General features: G+C 73.8%; 16 protein-coding genes and 1 pseudogene. 13 read left to right on the top strand and 4 right to left on the bottom strand.

The window, feature by feature from the left end:
* The first annotated feature begins 218 nt into the window (after window positions 1–218).
* The 9 genes from PV963_RS17675 (at window position 219) to PV963_RS17715 (ending at window position 18,374) form a co-directional block, all read left to right on the top strand.
* Window positions 219–4,061 carry an FHA domain-containing protein gene (locus PV963_RS17675; RefSeq protein WP_274816698.1) on the top strand — a complete coding sequence of 1,281 codons (3,843 nt, stop codon included), beginning with the start codon at window positions 219–221 and terminating at the stop codon, window positions 4,059–4,061.
* 188 nt (window positions 4,062–4,249) lie between these two features.
* The gene (locus tag PV963_RS17680) at window positions 4,250–5,662 is read left to right on the top strand and encodes an ABC transporter substrate-binding protein (RefSeq protein WP_274816699.1); all 1,413 of its coding nucleotides are present in this window, start codon (window positions 4,250–4,252) and stop codon (window positions 5,660–5,662) included.
* Between the two features lie 4 nt (window positions 5,663–5,666).
* The gene (locus PV963_RS17685; RefSeq protein WP_425540913.1) at window positions 5,667–7,013 is read left to right on the top strand and encodes a carbohydrate ABC transporter permease; all 1,347 of its coding nucleotides are present in this window, start codon (window positions 5,667–5,669) and stop codon (window positions 7,011–7,013) included.
* A complete protein-coding gene (locus tag PV963_RS17690) occupies window positions 7,010–7,870 on the top strand; it encodes a carbohydrate ABC transporter permease (protein WP_274816700.1) in 861 nt (286 codons plus the stop codon). The genes PV963_RS17685 and PV963_RS17690 overlap by 4 nt, the downstream gene beginning before the upstream one ends.
* A gap of 143 nt (window positions 7,871–8,013) precedes the next feature.
* Window positions 8,014–10,275, top strand: coding sequence for a bifunctional glycosyltransferase/CDP-glycerol:glycerophosphate glycerophosphotransferase (locus PV963_RS17695; RefSeq protein ID WP_274816701.1), 2,262 nt, complete (start codon window positions 8,014–8,016; stop codon window positions 10,273–10,275).
* A 176-nt stretch (window positions 10,276–10,451) separates the two neighbouring features.
* A complete protein-coding gene (locus tag PV963_RS17700; RefSeq protein WP_274816702.1) occupies window positions 10,452–12,653 on the top strand; it encodes a bifunctional glycosyltransferase/CDP-glycerol:glycerophosphate glycerophosphotransferase in 2,202 nt (733 codons plus the stop codon).
* A gap of 8 nt (window positions 12,654–12,661) precedes the next feature.
* Complete coding sequence (locus tag PV963_RS17705; protein WP_274816703.1) at window positions 12,662–14,902, top strand: bifunctional glycosyltransferase/CDP-glycerol:glycerophosphate glycerophosphotransferase; 2,241 nt, start codon at window positions 12,662–12,664, stop codon at window positions 14,900–14,902.
* Window positions 14,899–16,701: a hypothetical protein gene (locus tag PV963_RS17710; RefSeq protein WP_274816704.1), complete on the top strand. Its 1,803-nt coding sequence runs from the start codon at window positions 14,899–14,901 to the stop codon at window positions 16,699–16,701. Before PV963_RS17705 ends, PV963_RS17710 begins: the two co-directional genes overlap by 4 nt.
* Window positions 16,702–16,814: 113 nt before the next feature.
* Window positions 16,815–18,374, top strand: a complete 1,560-nt coding sequence (locus PV963_RS17715) for a hypothetical protein (RefSeq protein ID WP_274816705.1) — start codon at window positions 16,815–16,817, stop codon at window positions 18,372–18,374.
* Between the two features lie 11 nt (window positions 18,375–18,385).
* Here PV963_RS17715 and PV963_RS17720 read toward each other — a convergent pair whose 3' ends face one another.
* Window positions 18,386–18,799, bottom strand: a complete 414-nt coding sequence (locus PV963_RS17720) for an organic hydroperoxide resistance protein (RefSeq protein WP_274816706.1) — start codon at window positions 18,797–18,799, stop codon at window positions 18,386–18,388.
* A gap of 97 nt (window positions 18,800–18,896) precedes the next feature.
* On the opposite strand from PV963_RS17720, the gene PV963_RS17725 reads away from it, so the two are divergent.
* Window positions 18,897–19,412, top strand: a complete 516-nt coding sequence (locus PV963_RS17725; protein WP_425540914.1) for a MarR family winged helix-turn-helix transcriptional regulator — start codon at window positions 18,897–18,899, stop codon at window positions 19,410–19,412.
* A 267-nt stretch (window positions 19,413–19,679) separates the two neighbouring features.
* Here PV963_RS17725 and PV963_RS17730 read toward each other — a convergent pair whose 3' ends face one another.
* The gene (locus PV963_RS17730; protein WP_425540915.1) at window positions 19,680–21,320 is read right to left on the bottom strand and encodes a glycosyltransferase family 39 protein; all 1,641 of its coding nucleotides are present in this window, start codon (window positions 21,318–21,320) and stop codon (window positions 19,680–19,682) included.
* Between the two features lie 94 nt (window positions 21,321–21,414).
* On the opposite strand from PV963_RS17730, the gene PV963_RS17735 reads away from it, so the two are divergent.
* Entirely contained in the window at window positions 21,415–23,031 is a 1,617-nt protein-coding gene (locus PV963_RS17735) for a glycosyltransferase family 2 protein (RefSeq protein ID WP_274816708.1), read from the top strand.
* A 64-nt stretch (window positions 23,032–23,095) separates the two neighbouring features.
* Window positions 23,096–24,098, top strand: a pseudogene (gene galE / locus PV963_RS17740) (UDP-glucose 4-epimerase GalE).
* On the opposite strand, the gene PV963_RS17745 reads toward galE, so the two are convergent.
* The gene (locus tag PV963_RS17745; protein ID WP_274816709.1) at window positions 24,043–24,366 is read right to left on the bottom strand and encodes a YciI family protein; all 324 of its coding nucleotides are present in this window, start codon (window positions 24,364–24,366) and stop codon (window positions 24,043–24,045) included. The pseudogene galE and the gene PV963_RS17745 overlap by 56 nt on opposite strands.
* A gap of 96 nt (window positions 24,367–24,462) precedes the next feature.
* Here PV963_RS17745 and PV963_RS17750 point away from each other — a divergent pair, with 96 nt between their 5' ends.
* The gene (locus tag PV963_RS17750) at window positions 24,463–25,143 is read left to right on the top strand and encodes a Crp/Fnr family transcriptional regulator (RefSeq protein WP_274816710.1); all 681 of its coding nucleotides are present in this window, start codon (window positions 24,463–24,465) and stop codon (window positions 25,141–25,143) included.
* 14 nt (window positions 25,144–25,157) lie between these two features.
* On the opposite strand, the gene PV963_RS17755 is transcribed toward PV963_RS17750, so the two are convergent.
* Window positions 25,158–25,784 (bottom strand): TetR/AcrR family transcriptional regulator, encoded by a 627-nt coding sequence (locus PV963_RS17755; protein WP_274816711.1) that lies wholly within the window; start codon window positions 25,782–25,784, stop codon window positions 25,158–25,160.
* Between the last annotated feature and the right edge of the window lie 129 nt (window positions 25,785–25,913).

Consider the following 25,913-nt stretch of genomic DNA (forward strand, 5'->3'; position numbering starts at 1 on the left):
CTCGTGGTTGCCGAGAGTGAGCGTGACCGATCTCAAGTGATCGCGAGTGGGTCTTCTCTCAGGCACTTTTGCGGGCAGAGCCGACCAATCAAGATCACTTGTTCCGGAGCGAGGGGCGCGCTGTCAGTGGCAGGTGCGAGGATGCGTGCAGTACTGGCCGACGTGCTGGGGCGGGGTGGGGGGACTCCGCGCCCGGGCAGAAGGGACCGCTGACGGCGATGCAGATCCGGCTGACCGTCGTAGACCCGCTGGGCCTGGCGGCTCCGGCTCGGGACCGCGCCGCGCGCTGCGACGTGCTGGTCACTGCGCCCGCCGGGACGGCGCTCGCGGCGGTGGCCTCGGCGCTCTCCCAGGTTGTCCTCGGCGGTGACGGCTCGGGCTCCCCGGTGCTGTACGCCGGGGAGCAGCGGCTCGATGCCCAGCGCTGCACGCTCGGCGAGCCCCCGCTGACCGACGGTGCCGTGCTGTCCGTGGGCGCGCCGGGCGAGCCGGAGCCGCATCCCGAGCTGGACGACGCCCCGGCCCAGCTCCAGGTGGTCGCCGGGCCCGACGCCGGCGGCGTCCACCTGCTGCACGGCGGCGAGATCCGCATCGGCCGCTCCGCCGACGCCGACGTGCCGCTCGACGACCCGGACGTCTCCCGGCTGCACTGCGCGGTGACGGTGAGCGCCGACGGCCGCGTCTCGGTCGCCGACCTCGACTCCACGAACGGCACGACGCTGGACGGCGCGCGTGTGGCCGGCCGGGCGGTCCGTTTCGCCCCCGGGGCGCTGCTGCGGATCGGCGAATCGGCTCTGCGGCTGGCTCCCGCCGGGGGGCCGGGGGGCCGGGTGGACACGACGCCGGACGGGGAGGGGCACGTACGAGTGCCGGGGCCTGCCGGCACCGGCGGAGTGGGGGCGGATACGCGCGCGTCGGGCCCGATCCCTGCCGGGCCTTCCGGGTCTGCCGGGCCTTCCGGTGCTTACGGGGCTGCCCGCCCTGCCGGTCCTGCCGACCCTGCCGGTCCTGCCGACCCTGCCGGGCCGACTCATCACGCTTACGGCTCGGCGGCCCGGGGCACTCCGGGCACCGCTGGGCGCGGCTCCGGGGACTCGGCGGTGGTGCCGGGGCAGGGCGGGGCGCCTCGGGTCGAGAGCAAGGGTGCGGGAGCGGCCGCGCAGGCTTCACGGCCGGCCGCCGGGGGCGGGCCGGGGGCCGCGCAGGGCGGATTCCGGGCCGCTGCCGGTGAGCACGGGCCGGGCATCGCCCGGGGTCAGGGGGACTCGGAGCCCGTCGTCCGGGCTCCCCGGCAGCGCGATGCCGCCGCGGGCTCGTCGGCAACGACCTCCCCCGACGGCGTCACCAGCACTCCCCGGCAGCGCGATGCGACGCAGGCCGGGCTCGGTGCCGGGGACACGCACGCGGGGCGCTCCGGGACCGGGGCGCCGGACGGGGCGTTCGGTGACGGGGGCACGGCAGGTTCCGGCCAGGACGCCGGAACAGTGGACGGCGTAGTCCCTCATGCCCGGGCCGGGGGCCAGGCGGCTCCCCGTCCGACGGCTCCCACCCACACCGGTGCGCTCTCCCCGGCAGACGCCACGGACGAGCGGTCCGGTCGCGGGCGCAAGGGCACTCCCCTCCGGGGCACCGACGTTCCGCCGGGGACGCGCAGGCTGGGCGGGCTCGGGGCGTGGGCGCGGCGGTTGGCCGGAGGGCGTGGCGAGCAGGGGGCGCCCGCGCGCGGGACATACGAAGACGAGCCGGCCGAAGTGGCGGCCGATCGCTCGGCCGTCGGGCCGGCGGTGCCGGAGACCTGGCCGGATCCGGCCGCGCTGCTGCTGACGGCGCTGGGACCGGGACCCCGGCTGTGGGAGCGCGGCCCGGGCCACCCGGAAGCGCTCGCCGTGCGGCTCGGTACGGCCGACCGGGCGGCACCGGACGGCTCGGGCCTGCTGCCCGCGGTGCCGGTGACCTCCGGGCTGCGCGAGGTCGGCGCGCTGGGACTGGCCGGGCCGCAGGCGCGGCTCGCCGGGCTGGCCCGTGCCGTGCTGGCGCAGCTCACCGCGCTGCACTCCCCCGACACCTTGGAGATCGTCCTGATCGCCGCGGACCGCTCCCGCCCCCTGGAGGAGCGCACCGCCGAGTGGGGCTGGCTGGGCTGGCTGCCGCATGTCCGTCCCGGGCACGGGCAGGACTGCCGCCTGCTGCTCGCCTACGACCGGGAACAGGCCGCCGCCCGCACGGACGAGCTCCTCCGCCGCCTGGAGGACCAGCTGGCGGACGCGGGAGGCGGCGCCGCGGGGGCCGACGGACTGCTGGGCAACGTGCGGTTCTCCAGGGCCCGGGAAACCGACGGCCCGAGCGGCAACGCGCCGGGCCCCGATGCCGACAACCCCGTGCCCGGCACCGCCGGTCCCGTGCCCCGTCGCCCCTCCTGGGCCCGGGACGACACCCCCGCCCCCGACCCGGCCGCCGACTTCCCCGGCCCCTACACCGTCGTCGTCGTGGACGGCGACCCCGGCGGAGCCGACCTGCGTGAGGCCGTGGCACGGCTGGCGCTGGAAGGCCCCCGGGCCGGGATCCATGTCGTCTGCCTGGCCGAGACCGCAGCCGCCTCCCCCGCCTCGCCCGTGACGGAGACGTACGAGGCGGCCTGCTCGGTGGCGCCGACGTTCCGGCAGTGCGGTGCGGTCGCGCTGCTCAGCGGGGACGTGGCGACGGCGCTGCGGCTGATGCGCGTGGCCCGGGTCGGCGGCGCCTCGGGACCGGTCGGGCCCGTGGGCCACGGCACCATCGCCACCGTCGACGCCGTCTCGCCCGCGTGGGCCGAGCGGTTCGCGCGGGCGCTGGCGCCGCTGCGTACGGACGGCGCGACGAGTGGGCCTCAGCCGCGCGTCTCCGCGCCCCTGCCCCAGGCGGCGCGGCTGCTGGACGAGCTGGGCCTGGCCCGGGCCACCCCGGCGTCGCTGATGGCGCGCTGGGCGGACGCGGCCGACGACACCGAGGCACTGGGCGGGCGGGTGCGCGCGGTGCTGGGCGCCGGTCCGCGCGGCCCGGTCTGCGCGGACCTCGCCGCCCAGGGCCCGCATCTGCTGATCGAGGGCCCGCCGGGCAGCGGCCGCACGGAGCTGCTGCGGGCGGTCGTCGCGTCCCTGGCCGCCGCCGAGCGGCCGGACCGGCTGGGCATCGTGCTGGTCGACGGCCGGGGCGGCCCGGGCGCGGGTGGCGGGCACGGCGAGGGACTGCGCGTGTGTACGGACGTCCCGCATGTCACCACGTATCTCACAGCCCACGACCCGGTCCGGATGCGCGAGTTCGCGCAGTCCCTGAGCGCCGAACTGAAGCGGCGCGCCGAGCTGCTCGGGCGCTCCGACTTCACCGAGTGGCACACCGGGCGCGAACTGTCGGGCCGTATGGTCGCCCAGCGCACGGCGACGGCCCGGGGCGGCGCCCAGGCCGAGGCAGGTGCCGGGACAGCCGCCGGGGCCGGGGATCTCGACTCCCCGCCGAGTTCGACGATGCGGCTGCGGCCCGGAGCGGCCCGGCGGCGGACGGAGGCGGCGCCGCCGCTGCCCCGGCTCGTCGTGGTCGTGGACGACCTGGACGCGTTGGTCTCCCCCGCCCTCGGCTCGACCGGACGGCCCGCGGCCGGATCGGTGATGCGCGCGCTGGAGGCCGTGGCCCGGGAGGGCGAGCGGCTCGGCGTCCACCTGGTGGCGGCCACCGGCCCGTGCACCCGTACGGCGGAGACGGAACCGGCGCGCCGGGCCACCCTCCGCGTGACCCTGGACGCCCCGGCACCGGGCCCCGACGAACCTGCTCCGGGCCGTGGCCGCCTGGCCTGCGCGGACGGGCGGGTCACGCCGTTCCAGGGCGGGCGGGTCACCGGCCGGATCCCCCGGACGGCGACGCTGCGCCCCACGGTCGTCCCCCTGGAATGGCACCGCATGGGTGACCCTCCGGCCCGGCGTCCGGTGCGGGAACTCGGAAATGGCCCGACCGACCTGGCACTGTTGGCCAGCGCGCTGGAAAGGGCGGCGCGGGAGGTCGCGGCGGCGCAGGTGCCGTCACTTCTGTAGCACTCGTCCGTGGCACTGGCTGGATGCCGACCCCGTCCGTTGATCAGGGCCGAGTCCCTGGTCACGAGGGGGTCACGATCCCCCGCTTGACAGCCGACGCCATCTTGCCGCCCCCGCCGCCCGGGCGTAGACCAGATCGCACGGGAGCGCGCTCGACGTTCGACGAGGGAACGAAGAACGGGGCAGTCATGCGCATGACGAGCAGCACCATCCGGACACGCTGGTCGCCGAAACGGGACAAGGCGACCCCCCACAGCCGCAGAGCCGCCAAGGCCGCGGCCGCCGTCGCCGCGGGAGCGCTCGCGCTCTCGCTCACCGCCTGCGGAGGCGACGACGGCGGAAACAGTGGAACCCAGGGCAACACCGAGGAGACCGCCAACAACGTCACCCTTCCGAAGCTTGACGGGACGAGCCTGGAGATCGCCGCCGTGTGGACCGGCGCCGAGCAGGCCAACTTCAAGAAGGTCCTGGCGGAGTTCGAGAAGCGCACGGGCGCCAAGGTCACGTTCGTGCCCGCCCAGGACCCGATCATCAACTTCATCGGCTCGAAGGTGGCCGGCGGGCAGCCGCCGGACATCGTGATGCTGCCGCAGCCGGGCGCCATCAAGCAGGCCGTCGACCGGGGCTGGGCCAAGCCTCTCGGCGCCGAGGCCCTGAAGGAGCTCGGCGAGAACTACTCGCAGGGCTGGCAGGACATCGGCAAGGTGGGCGGCAAGCAGTACGGCGTCTACTACAAGGCCGCCAACAAGTCCCTCATCTGGTACAACAACCAGGTCTTCGAGAACGCCGGGGCGAGTGAGCCCGAGACCTGGCCGGATCTGCTGAAGACGGCACAGACGGTCTACGACTCCGGCGTCACCCCGTTCTCCGTCGGCGGCGCCGAGGGCTGGACGCTGACCGACTGGTTCGAGAACGTGTACCTCTCCCAGGCCGGGCCGGAGAAGTACGACCAGCTGGCCAAGCACGAGATCAAGTGGACGGACCCGTCCGTGAAGGACGCGCTGACCACGCTCGCGCAGGTCTGGGGCAAGGCGAACTACGTCGCGGGCGGGGCGAACGGGGCGTTGCAGACCGACTTCCCGGCCTCCGTCACGCAGGTCTTCACCGGCGGGGACCAGCCCAAGGCGGCCATGGTCGCCGCGGGCGACTTCGCGCAGGTCAACATCCCGACGACCATGAAGGTCGGCACGGACGCGAAGGTGTTCCCGTTCCCGGCGGTCGGTGACAACGGGCCGGTGGTCTCGGGCGGCGACGCGGCCGTGATCCTTGAGGACTCGAAGGGGGCGCAGGCCCTGGCCACCTGGCTCGCCTCGCCGGACGCGGCGCAGATCCAGGCCAAGCTGGGCGGCTACCTCTCACCGAACAAGAACGTGCCGAACTCCGCGTACCCGAACGCGGTGCAGCAGAGGATCGCCAAGGCGCTCATCGACGCCGGTGACGACTTCCGCTTCGACATGTCCGACCAGGCCCCGCAGGCCTTCGGCGGTACGCCCGGCAAGGGCGAGTGGAAGATCCTCCAGGACTTCCTGAAGAACCCGAAGGACGTCGCGGGTACGCAAGCGAAGCTGGAGACCGAAGCGGCCGCGGCCTACGGAGGCTGACGGCATGACGTCGGCCACGGCGGCAGGGGGCGTCAAGCCCCCTGCCGCTCCCAAGTCGCGCAAGAGTGTGACCGGCACCCGCAGGACCGTCGCGGCGCTGTTCCTGCTGCCCGCGCTCGTCCTGCTCGGCGCGCTCGTGGTGTACCCGATCGGGTACTCGGTGGTCCGCAGCTTCTACGACCAGTCCGGCGACGGCTTCGCCGGGATCGACAACTACAAGGCCCTCTTCACCGACGAGGGCATACGCACCGCGCTGAAGAACAACATCATCTGGGTGGTGTTCGCGCCGACGGTCGCGACGGTGCTCGGCCTGATCTTCGCGGTGCTGACCGAACGGGTGCGCTGGGGCACGGCCTTCAAGCTGGTCGTCTTCATGCCGATGGCGATCTCGATGCTGGCGGCGGGCATCATCTTCCGCCTGGTGTACGACCAGGATCCGGACAAAGGCGTCGCGAACGCGGTGTGGGTGGGCGTGCACGACACGTTCGCCCAGGCGTCGGCCTTCCCGAAGGCCCACCCGGGCCGTCAGTCGCCGCTGGAGCCGGGGGGCGGGGGCGCGTTCATCACCAAGTCGCCCGTCCGCACGGGTGAGACCGTCTCGCTGCCCCTGGTGGGTGTCGCGCCGGACCTGATGCCGGACGACGCGAAGCCCGCCGTGGCGGCCAAGCCCGAGCCGGACAAGATCACCGGTACGACCTGGCAGGACTTCACGCGGGGCAAGGGCGTGGGGACGCTCAACCGGGTCGACTCCTCCGAACTGGGCTATGCCGGCATGAGGATCGAGGCCGTGAAGGACGGCAGGGTCGTGGCGTCGGCGACGGCCGGCGACGACGGCACCTTCACGCTGCCGGCCTCGGCCGACGGGGCCCAACTCCGGCTCCCGGACAGCAACTTCAAGGAGCCGTACAACGGCCTGGACTGGCTCGGCCCGTCCCTGGTCACCCCGTCCATCATCGGCGCGTACATCTGGATGTGGGCGGGCTTCGCGATGGTGCTGATCGCGGCCGGGCTCGCGGGCGTGCCGCGTGAACTGCTGGAGGCGGCCCGGGTCGACGGCGCGACCGAGTGGCAGGTGTTCAGACGGGTCACGGTGCCGCTGCTGGCGCCGGTCCTCGCGGTCGTCACCGTCACCCTGATGATCAACGTGCTGAAGATCTTCGACCTGGTCTTCATCATCGCCCCCGGCTCCGCCCAGGACGACGCGAACGTCCTCGCCCTGGAGCTGTACCGCAAGGGCTTCTCCGAGGACCAGCCGGGCATCGCCAGCGCCATCTCGGTGTTCCTGCTGCTGCTCGTGATCCCGGTGATGTGGTTCAACGTGCGTCGGCTGAGGCGGGAGGTCAGGCGATGAAGGCGAAGCAGTCGCTGGGGTCCCGGCTGGCCGAGGGGGTCAGCGGTGGGCTGGTGCGGGTGTTCCTCATCGTCGTCGGCTTGTTCTGGCTGGTGCCGACGATCGGTCTGCTGCTGGCCAGTCTCCGCTCGCCGGAGGACATCGCGGCGAGCGGCTGGTGGAAGGTGTTCACCGAGCCGTCGCAGATGACGTTCGACAGCTACTCCAAGCTGCTGGAGAACGAGGACATCACCAGCAGCCTGCTCAACACGGTGTGGATCACCGTGCCGGCGACCCTGCTGGTCGTGGTGATCGGCTCGCTGGCGGGCTACGCCTTCGCCTGGATGGAGTTCCCGGGCCGCGACTGGTGGTTCCTGGGCGTGGTCGGGCTGTTGGTCGTGCCCGTGCAGGTCGCGCTGATCCCGATCGCCGAACTCTTCGGCAACATCGGCATCTTCGGCTCGGTGATCGGCGTGGTGCTCTTCCACGTCGGCTTCGGTCTGCCCTTCGCGGTGTTCCTGCTGCGGAACTTCTTCGCGGAGATCCCGAGGGAGCTGCTGGAGGCGGCACGCCTGGACGGGGCGGGTGAACTGCGCCTGTTCTTCCGTGTCGTGATGCCGCTCGGCGCCCCGGCGATCGCCTCGCTCGGCATCTTCCAGTTCCTGTGGGTGTGGAACGACATGCTGGTCGCGCTGATCTTCTCGGACTCCGGGAGCCAGCCGATCACGGTCGCACTCCAGACTCAGGTACGGCAGTTCGGCAACAACATCGACGTGCTGGCACCCGGCGCGTTCATCTCGATGGTGGTCCCGCTGGCCGTCTTCTTCGCGTTCCAGCGGCAGTTCGTGTCCGGCGTGATGGCGGGAGCCGTCAAGTAGCCTCCAGGACAAGGTAGTTGGAGGGGCGGAACCGGTCGCGGTCCGCCCCTTCGGCGTTCCCCCGGATGCCGTAGCCGCCGTAACCAACTCACCCCACCGGCCGTTCCCGGGCCGAACGCCCGCACCGACCGATGGATGGCATCTTGCCCAGGTTCAGTGTCATTGTCCCCGCGTACCAGGTTCAGGCGTACCTGCACGAGTGCCTCGAATCGGTGCTCTCCCAGTCCTGTCCCGATCTGGAACTGATCGTCGTCGACGACTGCTCGCCGGACGCGTGCGGCGCGATCATCGACGAGTTCGCCGCCCGCGACGCGCGCGTCCACCCCGTCCATCTACCGGAGAACATCGGCCTGGGCCGCGCGAGAAACGCCGGCGTGGCGCGCGCGAGCGGCGACTACCTGCTGTTCCTCGACAGTGACGACACCCTCACACCCGACGCGCTGCGGTCGATCGCGGACCGGCTGAAGGAGACGGGCGATCCGGACGTCCTGGTCTTCGACTACGCGCGCACGTACTGGACGGGTGAGGCGGTCCGCAACCAGGCGGCCCTCCAGCTCACCGAGCAGGGCCCGGCCCCGTTCCGCCTGGAGGACCGGCCGGGCCTGCTGCGGCTGCTGATGGTCGCCTGGAACAAGGCCTACCGGCGGGAGTTCGTCGAGGAGCAGGGGTTCGTCTTCCCGCCCGGGTACTACGAGGACACGCCGTGGACGTACCCGGTCCTCATGACCGCGGAGTCGATCGCGACCCTGGACCGCGTCTGCGTGCACTACCGGCAGCGGCGGCAGGGCAGCATCCTGCGCACCACCAGTGAGCGGCACTTCGACGTCCTCGACCAGTACGACCGGGTGTTCGCGTACCTGGAGGAGCGCGCCGAACTGGCCCGGTGGCGGCCGGTGTTGTTCCGCCGCATGGTCCATCACCTGGTGATCGTGTACTCCCGGCGGGACCGGCTGCCCCCCGGCTCGCGCGCGGACTTCATGCGCCGGGCCCGCGCCCACTACCGCCGCTACCGCACCCGGGGCGCCCCCGTCCCCCTGCGCGCCCGGGTGCAGCACACCCTGATCCGCTTCGGCCTGCACCGCACCTACCGCACGCTCCAGCTGGTGTCGGCCCTGCACCGCGGCGTCGCGCGGAGCACCGGGCATCTGCTGCGCGGTGTGCGGTCCGCCGCGCTCCGGCTCCACTACCGCGTCCAGCGCTGTCTCCCGCTGCGCGCCGACCGGGCCGTCTTCACCGCCTACGACGGCCGCGGCCACAGCTGCAACCCGGGCGCGCTGGAGTCCGCGTTCCGCGATCTCGCGCCGCACATCCGCACGGCGTGGGTCGCCCGTCCCGAGTACCACCACACCATCCCGCCGGGCCCGCGCCGTCTCGTCCCCGGCACGGCCGCCTACTGGACGGCACTCGCCCGCTCCGCCTGGCTGGTCAGCAACACCGACTTCGACCACCGCCTGGTCAAGCGCCGGGGCCAGACCCTGATCCAGACCGGGCAGGGCACCCCGCTGGGGCACATCGGCCTCGACCTCCAGGAGCGCCCGGCGGCGGCCCGGGGCAGGGACTTCGCCCGGCTGCTCAAGGGCGTCGACCAGTGGGACTACGTGCTGTCCGCCAACCGCCACACCACCCTCACCCACGAGCGCGTCCACCCCGGCCGCTACACCACGCTGGAGTACGGCTACCCCCGCAACGACGTGTTCCGCACGGCGACTCCGGCGGACGTGGCCCGGCTGCGCGCCTCGCTCGGCATCCCGGAGGGCACGGTGGCGATCCTCTACGCGCCGACCCACCGCGACTACCGCCGCTCCCAGCGCCACGCCCTCGACCTCCAGCGGATCGTGCGCCGCCTGGGCCCGCGCTTCCTCGTGCTGGCCCGCGCCCACCACGCCTACGACACCCCGCTGACCAGCACCTGCGGCCGGGTCGTCGACGTCAGCGACCACCCGAGCGTCCAGTCCCTGTGCCTGGCCTCGGACGCCCTGGTCACGGACTACTCGTCGCTGATGTTCGACTACGCCAACCTGGACCGGCCGATCGTGATCCACGCCGACGACTGGGAGGCGTACGAGGCGGCCCGCGGCACCTACTTCGACCTGCGCTCCTTCCCGCCGGGCGCGGTCGCGCGCGGCGAGGACGAGCTGATCGACATCTTCGCCACCGGCCACTGGCGCGGCTCCCGGTCGGCCCAGCTGCGCTCGGCGTTCCGGGAGCGGTTCTGCACGTACGACGACGGCCGGGCCGCCGAGCGGGTCGTGCGCCGGGTCGTCCTCGGGGAGTCGGACCTGCCGCCGGTCGTGCCGCTCCACGAGCGCCGGCCGGTGCCGTCGGCGGCGGCCTCGCCGGCGCGCGAGCCGCTCGCCACGGTGCCGCAGCCGGCCGGTCCGGCCGTCGTCACCGACAGCCTCTGAACCCGGTTCTCACATGGGAGTTCACATGCCCTCCAGCCCGTCGCGGCCGACCCCGAGCCGACCGCCCTCCTGGCGCCCGTCCGGGAGGCCGGGGCGCCGTCGCGGCACCTGAGGCGGCCCGGGCTTCCGTAGACCCTCGCCCCCTCGCCCCTCGACCCCTCGACAGAAAGAGCAGAATGCCCCGCTTCAGCATCGTCGTCCCGTCCCATGGGGTCGCGGGCCGGCTGTCCCAGGCGCTGGACTCGATCCTCGCCCAGTCGTTCGGCGACTTCGAGCTGATCCCGGTGTGCGACGCGCCCGACTCACCCGCGGCGGACGTCGTCGCCGGGTACGCCGAGCGGGACTCCCGGGTGACGCCGGTGCACTCGCCGCCGTCGGCCGGTCTGGCCGGGGCGCGCAACACCGGGCTGCGGTCGGCGGTCGGCGGCCATGTGCTGTTCCTCGACGGGGACGACGTCCTGGTCCCGGGGGCGCTGGCGGCGCTGGACGCCCGGCTGGGCGCGGTGGGCGACGTCGACGTCCTGTACTTCGAGCACGAGCGCACCCCCTGGTGGGAGGGCGAGCCGGCCAACCCGGCCGCGCCCCTGCTGGCCGGGACACCGGACGGGGCCTTCTCCCCCGACCGGGCCCCGCGGCTGACGGGCGTGGCGCTGCCGGCGTGGAGCGCGGCCTACCGCCGGGGCTTCCTCACCGAGCAGGGCCTGGCCTTCCCCGGGGACCACTTCACCGACACGGGGTTCGGCGGCCTTGTCGCCCTGCGGGCGGAGCGGGTGGCGGCCCTGCGCGCGGTCGTCGTCCGGCATCTGCTGCGCCGGCAGGGCAACCGCCTCAACCTGCCCGGAGAGCACCACACCGAGCTGCTCGACCAGACCGAGCTGGTGCTGACGCGGGCCGTGGAGCAGGGGCTGCCGGCGGACCGGCTGCGGCCGCTGTTCGAGCAGCTCTTCGCCGCCGTACTGAAGACGGCCGCCCATCCCCGGCGGCTGCCGGCCGGGCGGCGTGCCTTCTTCCAGCGGGCGAGCGCGCTCTACCGGCAGCACCGCCCCGCCGGCTACCAGCCGCCCGGCGGCAGCCTCGGCGTCCAGCACCGGCTGCTGGCGGCCGGGTCGTACGCGGCCTTTCGCACCTTGCGCGCCGCCAACCGGAGGGCCGCGCGGGCCGCCGCGCTGCTCCCGCGCCCCCGGGGGCTGCGCACCCGCCTGCGGTACGCGGCCGGTCTGCGCCTCCCCCTCGACAAGAACCTCGTCGTGTACTGCGCGTACTGGGGCCGCGGCTACGCCTGCAACCCGGCCGCGATCCACGCCAAGGCCCGCGAACTCGCCCCGCACCTGCGTTCGGTGTTCCTGGTGGAGCCCGACGCGGTGGACAGCGTGCCGAAGGACGTGGAGTACGCGGTGATCGGCAGCCGCAAGTACTGGCAGGTGCTGGCCCGCGCCGAGTACCTCGTCAACAACGCCAACTTCGCGGACGCCGTCGTCAAACGGCCCGGCAGCGTGCACCTCCAGACCCAGCACGGCACACCGCTGAAGAAGATGGGCGCCGACCAGGCGACGTACCCCGTGGTGGCCGCGGCGACCGGGAGCTTCGCCAAGCTGCTGGCCCGGGTCGACCGCTGGGACTACAACCTCACCTCCAACCGCCACTCCACCGAGATGTGGGAGAAGGCGTTCCCGGGCGCCCACGAGACCCTCGAGTACGGCTATCCGCGCAACGACGTCTACTGCACGGCGTCCGCCGAGGACGTCGCCCGCGTCCGCAAGGAACTGGGCGTCCCGGACGGCAAGAAGGCCCTGCTCTACGCGCCCACGCACCGCGACTACGCCACCGGCTTCGAGTCGGGGCTGGACCTCGCGGAGTTCTGCGAGGCGATCGGCGACGACTACGTGGTGCTGCTGCGCGCCCACTACTTCTACGACCAGGGGGCGAGCCGGGGCGGCGGCCGGATCATCGACGTCACCGGGCACCGCTCCTCGGAGGACGTGTGCCTGGCCGCCGACGCGCTGATCACCGACTACTCGTCGATCATGTTCGACTACGCCAACCTGGACCGGCCGATCGTCGTGTACGCCGACGACTGGGAGGTCTACCGGGAGGTCCGGGGCGTCTACTTCGACCTGATGGGGGTCCCGCCCGGCCGGGTATGCCGCACGCCCGAGGAACTGGCGGCCGTGTTCCGCGACGGCGGCTGGGCCGACGAGTCAGCCACGGCCCTGCGCGCCGCGTTCCGGGAGCGCTTCTGCCAGTTCGACGACGGGCGGGCCGCCGAGCGCGTCGTACGCCGGGTGCTGCTGGGGGAGCCGCCCGAGTCGATCCCGCCCGTGATCCCGCTCGCGGAGCGCGTCCCGGCCCCCGCCGCCGCCACCCTCGTAAGGAGCTGACCGAAGAAGTGCCCCGCTTCAGCATCATCGTCCCCGTCTACAAGGTGCAGGGCTTCCTGCGCGAGTGTCTCGACTCGGTGCTCGGCCAGTCGTACGGCGACTTCGAGGTGATCGCCGTGGACGACCGCTCGCCGGACGGCAGCGGCGCGATCCTCGACCATTACGCGGCCCGCGACGACCGGGTGCGGGTGCTGCACCTGTCCGAGAACGTCGGCCTGGGCCGGGCCCGCAACGCCGGCCTGGAGCAGGCGGCCGGCGACTACGTCCTGTTCCTCGACAGCGACGACCACTACACGCCGGGCCTGCTGGCTGCCGTCGCCGCGCGCCTCGAAGCGACCGGCGAGCCGGACATCCTGGTCTTCGACCACGTGCGCACCCACTGGTGGGGCCGGGGCGGGCGCAGTGAAGCGGCGGACCTGCTGGCCGCGGCGGGCACGGACACCTTCGGCATCCGGGAGAGCCCGCAGTACCTGAACCTCTTCCTGGTCGCCTGGAACAAGGCGTACCGCCGGTCCTTCTTCCAGGAGCACGGCCTTCGGTACGCGCCGGGGCTGTACGAGGACGCGCCGGTCACCTACCGGTCGATGGTGCTGGCGGAGCGGATCGCCTGCCTGGACCGGATCGGGGTGGAGTACCGGCAGCGCCGGCAGGGCGCGATCACCAAGACGCCGGGGCGGCGGCACTTCGACATCTTCACCCAGTACGAGGGCCTGTTCGCGTTCCTGGAGCAGCGCCCCGACCTCGACTGGGCGCGGCCGCTGCTGCTGGAGCGGGCCCTGGACCACATGCTGTTCGTGCTGTCCCGGGAGGACCGGGTGCGGCCGGCGGACCGGGGCGACTTCTACCGCGAGATCCGCTCCTTCCACCGCCGTCACCTCCCCGGGGGCGGCTGCCCGGAGCCGGACGGCTGGCGCGGGGTCGAGATGCGGCTGGTGGCGTCGGCGCCCTACGCGTCGTACGCGGCGGTGCGGGGTCTGCGGGACCTGCGCGCGGCGGCCCTGGGCGGGCAGCGGCGGGTGACGCGGAAGGCGTCGGATGTCGCCGTGCGCACCTGGTACCGGGCCCAGTCGAAGCGCCCCCTCGATCCGCATCTCGCCGTCTACTCGGCGACCCACCACCGGGGCGTGTCCGGCGACCCGGCCGCGATCCACGCCAAGGCGCGGGAGCTCGCCCCGCACATCCGGGGCGTGTGGGTGGTCCGGGAGGACGCGGTGGACGCGCTGCCGCCCGGCGTCGACCATGTGACGCCGGGCTCGCGGCGCTATCACGAGGTCATGGCGCGGGCCACGTACTGGGTGAACAACGTCAACTGGCCCGGCACCCTGGCCAAGCGGCCCGGCAGCGTCCACATCCACACCCACCAGGGCACCCCGCTCAAGTACATGGGCGCGGACCTGCTGACCAAGCCGGGCGCCCGGCACGGCTTCGACGTGCCGCAGATGTTGCGCCGCGCCGACCGCTGGGACTACAGCCTGGTCGGGGGCCGGCACGCGGAGCGGGCCTGGGAGCGGGCGTACCCGTGCCACTTCACCTCGCTGCGGACCGGCAGCCCGCGCAACGACGTGCTGGTCGGCGCCGGCCCGGAGCGGGGCCCGGCCGTGCGCGAGCGGCTCGGCATCCCCGCCGACCACACGGTCGTGCTGTACGCGCCGACCCGCCGCGACTACCGGCGGGGCGGGCACGTCGACCGGTTCGACCTGGCCCGGTTCGCCGCGGACCTCGGCCCCGGCCACACGCTCGTCGTCCGTCTGCACCCGTCGCTTGCCGGGGGCGTGGCGCGCGGCCTGGGCCTTGCCGACCTGCACCGGCGGGGGGTGGTGGTGGACGCGACGGACGAGCCGCACGTCGAGGACGTGATGCTCGCCTCCGACGCGCTGGTCACCGACTACTCCGCCCTGATGTTCGACTACGTCCTCCTCGACCGGCCGGTCGTGGTGCACGCCGACGACTGGGGCGCGTTCACGGCGAGCCGGGGCGCCTACTTCGACATCACGGCCGACGCGCCGGGGCACGTGTCGCGCTCGTACCGGGAGCTGGCCTGGCTGTTCGCTTCCGGCACCTGGCGGGACGCGGAGTCGGCGCGGCTGCGGGCGGGCTTCAGGGAGCGGTACTGCGAGTTCGAGGACGGGCAGGCCGCCGAGCGGGTCGTCCGTCTGCTGATGCTGGGCGAGCGGGTCGGTGCGCTGCTGCCGGCGGCACGCCGGACCCCGGGGCTGCCCGCCCGGTCCGAGGCGCTGGTCGAGCGATGAGAACTCCCGCCGGCCCCGAGGCCGTTCCCTCCCTGCCCGGCCAGCGGGCCTCCTCGGCGCGGCCGCCGGCCGCCGTGGAGCGGCTGCGGCCGGTGCACTGGTGGCACGCGGCACTGGTCGTCGTACCGACCGCGGCCCTGTTCGTGCTGGGTTACCGACGGCGTTGGATCTGCGACGACGGGCTGATCTATCTGCGTCCGGTCCGGCAGATCCTGGCGGGCAACGGGCCCGTGTTCAACGTGGGGGAACGGGCGGAGAGTTCGACCGGCACCCTGTGGCAGTGGCTGCTGGCGCTCGGCACCTGGGTCACCGGCGAGGACCCGGCGTTCCTCGCGGTCGGGCTCGGGCTGCTGCTGAGCACGGCCGGTTTCGGGCTCGCCCTGTACGCCACGTGCCGGCTGCACCGGGGCGCGGGGCCGCTGCTTCCCGCGGGTGTGTTCGTGCTGCTGGCCGTGCCGCCCTTCTGGTCGTACATGACCTCGGGCCTGGAGAGCGGCCTCGGCGCCTTCTGGACCGGCCTGTCGTGGTGGTTGCTGACGGGCACCCGGCGCGGCCAGGAGGCCCGCCTGACGTACGCCGCCGCCTTCGTGTTCGGGCTGGGTCCGCTGGTCCGGCCCGATCTCGCGGTGGTCACGGTGTGCTTCCTGGCGGCGCAGTGGTGGGTGCTGCGCCCGGCCCGGCGGGGCACCGCGGCGATGCTGGCCTCGGCGGTGGCGCTGCCGCTGGCGTACGAGGTGTTCCGCGCGGGGTACTACGGGATCCTGGTGCCGCTGCCCGCCATCGCCAAGGAGGCGAGCGCCAGCGACTGGGGCCGGGGCGCCGGCTATGTGCAGGAGACGCTCGGGCCCTACTGGCTGTGGCCGGTCGTGCCCGTGCTCGCCGCGCCGGCCGTCCTCCTGGTGCGGCGCACCCGCCATCAACGGCGGGACCGCGCCCCGGGGCGGGCCTCGCTCGCGGTGCTGCTGGCGCCGCTCGTGGCGGGTGCGCTGCTGGCGGGGTACGTCGTCCGCGTCGGCGGCGACTACATGCACGCCCGCATGATCCTGCCCGCCCTCCTCCTGCTGCTCCTGCCGGTCCTGGTCGTTCCCGCCAGGTTCACGGGCGTGGTGAGCGCGCTGCTGGTGGTGTGGCTGTGCGCGGCGGTCAGCCCGCTGCGGGCACCGTTCGACGTGCGCAGCACGCCCGGCTCCTTCAACGTGCGCAGCTCCGACGTGGAGGGCCTCGGCGACCACAACCCGGTGCGCACCGCCACCTGGGTGGACAACTGGCCGTCCCTGCCGGAGGGGCGCGGCATGCTGGCTCGGGCCGCACGGGCGCCCCGGCCGACGCTGCTGTACTTCGACGCCGGGCGCCGGCTGCACGCCACGCCGATGCGGGAGGACGCCCCGTACCACGTGGTGATCGTGGGACGTCATCTCGGTGTCACGGGAGCCGCGGCGCCGCTCGACGCCTATGTCAACGACGCCTGGGGGCTGGCCAGTCCCATCGGCGCGCACCTCGCGCTGGAGCGGTGGAGCTGGCCCGGGCACGAGAAGTTCCTGCGCAACTACTGGGTCTTCGCGGAGTGGGCGGTGGAGCACCCGCCGCAGCGCGATCTGCTGCGGGCCGGGGCCTCGCGGGAGGCGGTCGAGGCGGCTCGGGCCGCGCTGGCCTGCGGCGAGCTGGCCGAGCTGAAGGAGTCGGTCCGCGCGCCGCTGACCGCCGAGCGGTTCTGGCGGAACCTCACGGGGGCCTTCGAGCGGACGCAGTTCCGTTTCGCACGCTGGCCGGTCGCGGCGGAGCGGGCGCTGTGCGACTGACGTCGGCAGGTGGGTGTAGCCGCCTCACCCGATGAAGTGACCCGGGGTCAGGCCTCGGGTACGGGCGGGAACATTCGGCGCATGCCTCAGTCCTTCCCCTTTCCCACAGTCCTGTGAGCGCCGGAGTCCTCGTCCGCCGGACCGTGCGCGGCGCGACGGCGCTGCGCGGCGGCCGCGTGGGGCGGCTGACCCCGTACCAGTTCTTCGGCGCCCTGTTCTGGCTGGTGATGACGCTGGCGTTCTGGCGGATCCCGCTGTGCTGCGACGCCGGACAGCACGCGGCGGTCGTCGAGCGTCTCAAGGCCGATCTGCTGCACCCGGCCCACACCATGGCCGATCTGCCGGGCGAGGGCAGCCCGTACTACGGGCCGTACGCCGTCGCCCAGGGCATCCTGGCGCGGCTGACGGGGCTGTCCGGCTGGGAGGTCGTGAAGCTCGCCGGGCCGGTGCACCTGGTGGTGCTGGTGACGGGGATCGGCCGTTTCGTCCGAGCCCTCACCCCGCGCCCGTGGGCGCCGGTCCTGGCCCTGCTGTTCATGACGCTGCTGTGGGGCACCGCGCGGATCCTGTGGAGCGGCTACCTCGGGCTGATGTCGATGACGACGAACCTGGGGTATCCGTCCGCGGTCGCGATCGGCCTGACGTTCTGGGCGTGGGCCTGGACCTGCGTGCGCGCGCGTGAGGAGGCCCCGTCCGTGCGGTTCGTCGGCCCGAGCGGGCTCGGCGGCTGGTGGGGGTACGCCGGGATCGGCGCCCTGTACGGGCTGATCCTGCTCACGCACCCGGTCACGGCGGCCTCGGCCCTCATCGGGGCCGTGGCGATCGTGGCGTCACGGCAGCGGGGCTGGCGCCGGCCGGTCGTCGCGCGCTGGGCCCTGGCCGGGGCGGCCTGCGCGACTGTGGCCCTGACGTGGCCGTACTACGACGTCCTGACGCTGGTGGGCGACACCGGCATGGACGCGATGCACCGGCGGCTGTACGAGGGGATGCTCGCCAACTCCTGGCTGGCGCTGCTCGGCCTGCCCGCGCTGTGGGTCCGGGCCCGCAGGTCTCCGCGTGATCCACTGGTGCTGATGTTCCTGCTGGAGTGCCTGCTGGTGGCGTACGGCTGGGTGAGCGGGCACTACACGTACGCCAGGGCCCTGTGGGCGGTGCTGGTGCCGCTCCAGTTCGCGCTGGCGGTGGAGCTGGCGGCGCCCCGGCCGTGGCGGCGGGCCAGGAGGGTGCTGGGCGGGGCGGCGGTGGCCGGGGTGTGCGTGGGGTTCGTCACCGTGCACGCCGGGGCGGTCGTGCCGCGCTCGGTCGACCCGGTGGGGTTCACGCAGCCGACGCGCTGGCCGTCGTACGACTGGGCGGCACGGCACATCGGGCCGGGCGAGGTGGTGATCACCGACGGGTATCTGGCCGGCCACTCCATCGCCGGGTACGGGCCGAACCTGGCCGCGCCGATCTGGCCCGACCCCGCCCTGGACGAACGGGAACGCAAACGCCGGGCGGCCGACGTGCGCGCCTATCTGGCCCCGGATGCGACCCGCGCCGAGCGTGCCGCCGTCGTCCGCCGCTATCACGTGCGCTGGCTGCTGCTGACGCGCTGGCACCCGGTGCCCGAGGAGGCCGTGGTGGTGGCGTGGAGCAGACGGACGGGGGAGGTGCTGGCGCGGGTCGGCGGGTGACGTGCCGGTGCTTACTCGACGACGAGGTCGACCTCGATGTTGCCGCGGGTGGCGTTGGAGTACGGGCAGACCTGGTGGGCCTGCTCGACCAGCTTGCGGCCGGTCGCCTCGTCCACGCTGTCGGGGAGCTCCACGCGGAGGGTGACGGCGAGCCCGAAGCCCTCGCCCTGCTTGCCTATGGAGACCTCGGCGGTCACGGCGGCGTCGCTGACGTCGACCTTGGCCTGGCGGCCGACGAGGCCGAGGGCGCTGCCGAAGCAGGCGGCGTAACCGGCGGCGAAGAGCTGCTCGGGGTTGGTGCCCTGGCCGTTGCCGCCCAGCGCCTGCGGCATGCCCAGCGCGAGGTCCAGCACGCCGTCGGAGCTGACGGCGCGGCCCTCGCGGCCGTGGGTGGCGGTGGCGACAGCGGTGTAGAGCGCGTCCATGAAAATCCTTCCCTCTCACACGTCAACGTTCGGCGGCCCGCTTCCGGGCCGCCCGACAGCCAGAATTAGAGCACACAACTAAGTTGTGCGCAATTGAATGGCGGGCACGAGCTACCCTGGAGGCATGAACACGCCGGACGACGACTGGCTCCGCCTGGACCAGCAGATCTGCTTCTCCCTGCACGCGGCCTCCCGCGCCTTCAACGGCGTCTACCGCGGGATCCTCAAGGACCTCGGGCTCACGTACCCGCAGTACCTGGTGATGCTGGTGCTGTGGGAGCACGACGAACTGCCCGTGAAGAAGCTCGGGGAGCATCTGCGCCTGGACTCCGGCACGCTGTCGCCGCTGCTCAAGCGGCTGGAGGCGGCAGGGCTCGTACGCCGGGAGCGCAGCGCGCGCGACGAGCGGTCGGTGGAGGTGCGGCTGACCGAGGAGGGCATCGCGCTGCGGCGGCGGGCGCTTCAGGTGCCGCGCCGGATCGCCGCCTCGACGGGCTTCGGCCCCGACGAGATCCGCACCCTGCGCGCCCGCCTCGACGAGCTCACCACCGCCCTGGACGCGGCGGCGCTCGCGGAGCCGGCGGGCGGTTCGCCGGCGGACGGGCGGTCGTAGCGGAGGCGGGGGGCTCGCCGGTGGGCGCGCCGGGTGGCTGATCGGTGGTAGCTGCGTCGGCGAGTGGCTCGTCGGCGGACGGCCCGTCGGGCATCAAGGGGCGCGGGGAACTGCGCGATCAACCACCGACGGCCGGCACTCGACACGAAACCCCAAGCTGCCACGGCGCCTGGCGGACGGCTCGTCAGCGGTGGCTGCCCCGGCGGACGTACCTTGGCGGACGGCTCACCGACGTCGTCACGTCGGCGGACAGTTCACCGGCAGTCGCTACGCCGGCGGACAGCTCATCGGCGGTCGCGACGCCGGTGGACGGCTCGCCCGTGGCCCCGATACCTCGGCGGTCGCGGCACCGGCGGTCGCCACCCCGGTGGACGGCTCATCGACGGCCGGTGCGTCGGCCGGGGTCCTCCGGACGTGGAGGCGGACGATCACCCCGTCCCGGGTGTGTTCCTCCCGGACGGTGAACTCCTCCGCCAGGACGGCCAGTTTCGTGCGCTCGACCGGATCGGACGGAGACCAGCGCGGGTCCAGCGCGTACGCCTCGGCGACGACCCAGACGCGGTGCACCGAGGCGAGCCTGTGCCGCAGTTCCCCGGGGGTCGCCTCGCGGCCCCACAGCGTCCCGGACCGGGGCGCCGGCTCCCGCAGCGCGATGTCCTGGACCTGCCGGAACCCCTTGGGGTAGGCCAATGCGGCGAGCCTCCCGACCGACGGGACGAACAGCACCGGGTCGCCGGGGCGCATCAGGCGGAGGGCGAGCGCGGAGACGACGGCGAGGTTGTCGGGGCGGTGGGCGGCGGAGCGGTCCTGGCGGTGGACGGGGAGATGGTGGACGAAGGTGACGGTGAGGGCGAGGACGCCGGTGACGCCCAGCAGGGCGTGCACCTGCCGGCCGCCGACCCGCACCCGCCGCCCGGCGAACCGCACCCGCCCCAGCGCTCCGGCCACCCGCCCGGCCCCGGCGGCCACCAGCAGGGACGCACCGGCCAGGGAGTAGAGCACGTACCGGTCGTGGAACAGCGGCCGTACCTGCGACACGGCCATCAGGATCCCCGGCGGCACGAGCAGCAGCGGGAGCGCGACCGCCGCCAGGCGCCGCGTCCGGAGCCCGACGGCCATCAGCAGCAGCGAGCCCCAGAAGACCACCCCGGCCGGGCCGGGAGAGAAGTGCCGCACCAGCCTCTCGGCCCTGTCCCACCCGGGCGTCACCAGCCACGCCACCTGCCCGGACTGCCCCTGCGACACCCACACCAGCGGCAGCAGGAGCAGCACGACCGCTCCCGCCGCACATCCCCAGCCGGACCACACCCTCCTCGGCACCCGCAGCAGGGCCAGCGTCAGCGCGTGCGCGCACAGCACCAGCACCGCCAGCTCGTGCAGCAGACAGGTCAGGGCGACGACGGCCCCGTACGGCCACCAGGCCCGTGCGGTGGCTGCCTCAACCGCCCTGAGAAGCAGCAGCGTCGCCCCCGCCACACCCGCCGCGACGAGCGCGTACGACCGTCCCTCCTGGGCGTAGTGGCCGGTCATCGGCGTGATCGCGTAGAGGAGACCGGCCCACAGGCCCACCCACGGCCCGGCCAGCCGGACGCCGAGGGCCGCGACCAGGCCGGCGGTCGCCGTGGCCGCGCACACCGACGGCAGGCGCAGAACGACCTCGCCCGGGTGGACGGCGAGGACGGCGTGCATGAACAGGTAGTACAGGCCGTGCACCGCGTCCACGTCGTGCAGCAGCCGCCAGATCTGCGGCACCGTGCGCTGCGCCACCTGGAAGGTGACGCTCTCGTCGCCCCACATGCCGCCGCGGTCCAGCCCCCACAGCCCGATCACCGGCATCACCGCCATGGGAACCGCCACGGGCACCACGCCCGCGCCCGACCGGCCGTTCCCCCTCGACTGTCCGCTCATCACGGCCCGATTCTGTGCCGTTGCGCAGGCTTTGATGACACTTGATGGTGTGTTACCACTTTCATGTCATTCGCCCGGCTTACGATCCGCCGTGATGAATGCCGTACAGAACCCCGGGAGGCCTCTCCCCCAGGTCGCCGTCGTGGTCATCGGCTACGACGACGCCGCCCATGTGACGGACGCCGTGCGCTCGGCGCTCGCCCAGGGCCCGGCCGTGCGCGAGGTCGTGGCCGTCGACGACTGCTCGGCGGACGGCAGCGCCGGCCTGCTCCACCGGCTCGCCGCGTCGGAGCCCCGCCTGAAGGTCATCCGCCGCCGGGCCAACAGCGGCGGCTGCGGCACCCCGCGCAACACCGGGCTCGACGCGGTGACGTCGCCGTACGTGATGTTCCTGGACAGCGACGACGTCCTGCCGCCCGGCGCGGTCGACGCGCTGCTCGACGCGGCGAGGGGCGCGCACGCGGAGGTCGCGAGCGGCCTGTGCGTACGCCGGGAACTGCCGTCGGGGCGCGAAGTACCCTGGCAGTCGCGCCTGTACGCCCTCCACGCCGTGGTGCCGCACCCCGCGCAGCGCCCGCGCCTGGTCCACGACACGCTCTGCGTCAACAAGCTCTACCGCACCGGCTTCCTGCGCGAGCACGGCATCCGCTTCCCCGAGGGCCGTTTCCCGTACGAGGATGTCGTCTTCACCGCGCGCGTGCTGGCCGCGGCCCCGCGCATCGCCCTGGTCCCGGACCGTGTGTACGTCTGGCACGTGCGCCGGTCCGCCGAGCGGCTGTCGATCTCGCTGGACCGGGCCGGCGTCGAGAACTGGCGGGCCCGTACGGAGGCGTGCCGGCAGGCGTACGAGGTCCTGCTGGGCGCCGGGCAGAAGGAACTCGCCCGGGTCGCGCGCGCCAAGTTCCTCGACCACGACCTGCGGATGTACATGCGTGAACTGGGGTTGCGCGACGCTGCCTACCGGCGCTCGTGGTGGGAGATCACGCGGGCGCATCTCGCGGAGTACGACGCGGACGACTGGGCCCGCAACCCGGCCGCTCCCGGCCGGCTGGTCGGGCGGGTCGTCCTGGCCTCCCCGGAGCCGCGCGACCTGCCCCGGCTGCGGGAGCTGGCGGCCCGCCCGGCCCGGCTGTACCCGCCGTACGCCCGGGCCGCGGACGGCACGCCCGTCTGGTCTCAGGACCTCCCGCAGGTCTCCCTGGAGCCCCTGCTCACCCGGCCCGTGCCCGTACTGCCCCTCGCCGTCGACGCGGAACTTCGGCCACGCGCGCGTGGCGCCCGGCTGCGGCTGCGCCTGCACGAGCTGTACGGCCGGGTGGCGCAGGCGGGCCCGGAGGCGGTGGAGGTGGAGTGGCGGCACCGGGACGACGGGGACGAGGCGGTCCGTCGTACGGCCGCGCTGGTGCCGTCGGCCGGCACCTGGTCGGCGGAGACGACCGTGGACCTCCCCGCGCTGGCCGCGACCGGCGTGGGCACCTGGGATCTGCGCCTGCGGATCCGCTTCCGCGACGGCGTGAGCCGCGACGTCACGGCGCACGCCCTCACGGGTGCCGGTCTGCTGCGCCGCAGCGCCGTCCCGAGCGCCCGGCACGGCGTGGTACTCGTACAGCCGTACGCCACGCACTCGGGCGCGCTGGCGCTGCGCGTGGCGCCCGGCGTACGCGGTGTGCTGTCCGTCGCACGCGGAAGGCTGCGCCGCCTGCTTCACTGAGAGCACGACGCGTATCGGCACAGAGCACCACCACCACGGGCCAACTGACGAGGGGACGGCCGCAATGACCTGGTTGATCACCGGCGGCGCCGGCTACATCGGAGCGCACGTCGTACGGGCGATGACCGCGGCAGGCGGTGGTGTACGACGACCTGTCCACCGGTATCGCCGTGTACGACGACCTGTCCACCGGTATCGCCGGGCGGGTGCCCGACGGGGTGCCGCTGGTGGCGGGCTCGACGCTGGACGGCGAGCGGCTCGCGCGCACCCTCGCGGACCACGCCGTCACCGGCGTCGTCCACCTCGCGGCGAAGAAGCAGGTGGGCGAGTCGGTCGAGCAGCCGCTGCGCTACTACCGGGAGAACGTCGAGGGCCTGCGCGTCCTGCTGGCCGCGGTGACGGCGGCGAAGGTGCCGTCCTTCGTCTTCTCCTCCTCGGCGGCGGTGTACGGCATGCCGGACGTGGACCTGGTCACGGAGGAGACGCCCTGCGTGCCCATGTCGCCCTACGGCGAGACGAAGCTGGCCGGTGAGTGGCTGGTGCGCGCGACGGGCCGGGCGACCGGGCTGTCGACCGCGTCCCTGCGGTACTTCAACGTGGCCGGGGCGGCGAGCCCGGAGCTCGCGGACGTCGGTGTCTTCAACCTCGTCCCCATGGTCTTCGAGAAGCTCACGGAGAACGCGCCCCCGCGCATCTTCGGCGACGACTACCCGACGCCGGACGGCACCTGCGTACGCGACTACATCCACGTCGTCGACCTGGCCGAGGCCCATGTCGCGGCGGCCCGGGTCCTGAGCTCCTCCCCCGGCCGCGACCTCACGGTCAACATCGGCCGGGGCGAGGGCGTCTCCGTCCGCGAGATGATCGACCGCATCAACACGGTCACCGGCTACGACCGGCCGCCCACGGTCACGCCGCGCCGCCCGGGCGACCCGGCCCGAGTCGTCGCCTCCGCCGAGCGCGCGGCCGCGGAGCTGGGCTGGAAGGCCCGGCACGACGTCCAGGACATGATCACCTCGGCGTGGGAGGGCTGGGTGCGCCTGCATCCGGAGGCGGCGCGGGGCTGATCGGCGCCGGGCCGACGACAGGGGTCCACTCGCGGACCGAGCGCACCTCGACGCCGGGCGTGCGGTGGTAGTAGGGGTCTTCGTGCAGGATCTCGTCCAGACGTGCCCGGTCGACCGTGAAGAGCAGGAGGGCGCCGGTGTCGTCGGCCCACGGGCCGGCGGCTGCCAGGTGTCCGTCGGCGTGCAGACGGGCGAGGGTCTCGCGGTGTGCGGGACGGGCGGCCAGGCGCTCCGGGGCAGGGGTGAAGGCGAGTTCCACGGCGAACACGGCGGGTCCTTTCCGGGCCGGTGTACGGGGTCGGTGGTGAGGTTACGCTCGGGCCGCCGGATGGTGCTGTATCACGCGATACAGACGGGAGTCGGTGTGGACGGGCACGGATGGCGGCGGCTGCGGGACGTACCGCTGTTCGCGCGGTTGCCGGACGCCGACCTGGTCGCCCTGTGGGACGTGTCCGTACCGCGCCGCTACGCCGCCGGGGAGGTACTGCGGATGCAGGGCGAGCCGGCCGATCATCTGCTCGTGCTGCTGAGCGGGAGCACGGCGGCGTCCGCGGCGACGGCGGGTGGGCGGGTGGTGCGGTTCGGCACGTGGAGGGGGCCGTGCGCGCTGGACAAGGTGGCGCTGCTCGACGGGGCGGGCCACACCGCGACGTTCACGGCGGTCGGGGCGTGCAGCGTGCGCGCCGTGCCGCGAGCGCGGTTCATGACGCTGCTCGACGACTCCGCGGCGGTCCGCTCACATGTGCTGCGGCTGCTGGCCGCCCAGGCGCGCGCCCAGCAGGACCGGCTGACGGTCACGATGACCCTGCCGTGCGAGGCACGCCTCGCGGCCTGGCTGCTGGAAACGGCGGCCGACAGCGGGCCTCTGGTCTCCCTGCCCGGTTCCCAGCAGGGCCTCGCCGACCTGCTCGGTGTCACCCGGGTGACGGTGAACCGCGCGCTGTCCCGCCTCCGGTGTGACGGCCTGGTCCGTCCGGCACCGGACGGCCGGATCGAACTGCTCGCCCCGGAGCTGCTTGCGCAGCGCGCCGCCCGGCACGGCTGACGGGCGACCCGGCCCTACAGCGCCTTCAACGCCTCCGCGCTGGCCCGGGCCAGCGACCCCAGATACCCCTTGGGCAGCTTGGGGCTGCGGATCACCACCGAGCGCCAGTAGAGCGGTCCGGAGATCAGGTCGAGGGCCAGGTCTCGGTCGAGGCCCCGGCGGAGTTCGCCGCGGGCTTCCGCCGCCGTGACGATGCCGGTCGCGACACCGTCCTGGCCCTCGCGCAGGGCCTTCTGGAGGGCCTCGGCGATCTCCGGGTTGCGGGCCGCCTCGGCCTGGAGGTCGGGGATGACCTGCGAGGCGACGGGGTGGCGCAGGGCGCGGGACGTCACCTCGTACAGCAGCCGCAGGTCGCCCTCCAGTGAGCCGGTGTCCGGCACGGGCAGGCCCTGCACGGCGAGCGCCGAGACGATGTCGAGGACCAGGTGCAGCTTGGAGCGCCAGCGGCGGTACACCGCCGTCTTCCCGACCCCCGCCCGGCGCGCGATCCCCTCGATGGACATCCGCGCGTAGCCGACGGCCGCGAGCTCCTCGAAGACGGCCGCCCGGATGGCTTCCGTCACGTCCTCCCGCAGTACGGCCGCCCCCGCGGGGGCCCGGCGGCGCCGGGGCTGCTGGGGCTCGTCGGGCTTCGTCGTCATGCCGACAGCATAGGGCGTCACGACGAAACGGTTGCGTTCCGACGTTCGATCGACGTACGCTCCCGTTGCGACGATACGGTCCCGTCCCGACGTAAGAAATCGTGAAGAGTCCGGTAAGAACCGACCCGC

It is taken from the genome of Streptomyces coeruleorubidus (assembly GCF_028885415.1).
In the GTDB taxonomy this organism is placed as follows: Bacteria; Actinomycetota; Actinomycetes; order Streptomycetales; family Streptomycetaceae; genus Streptomyces; species Streptomyces coeruleorubidus_A.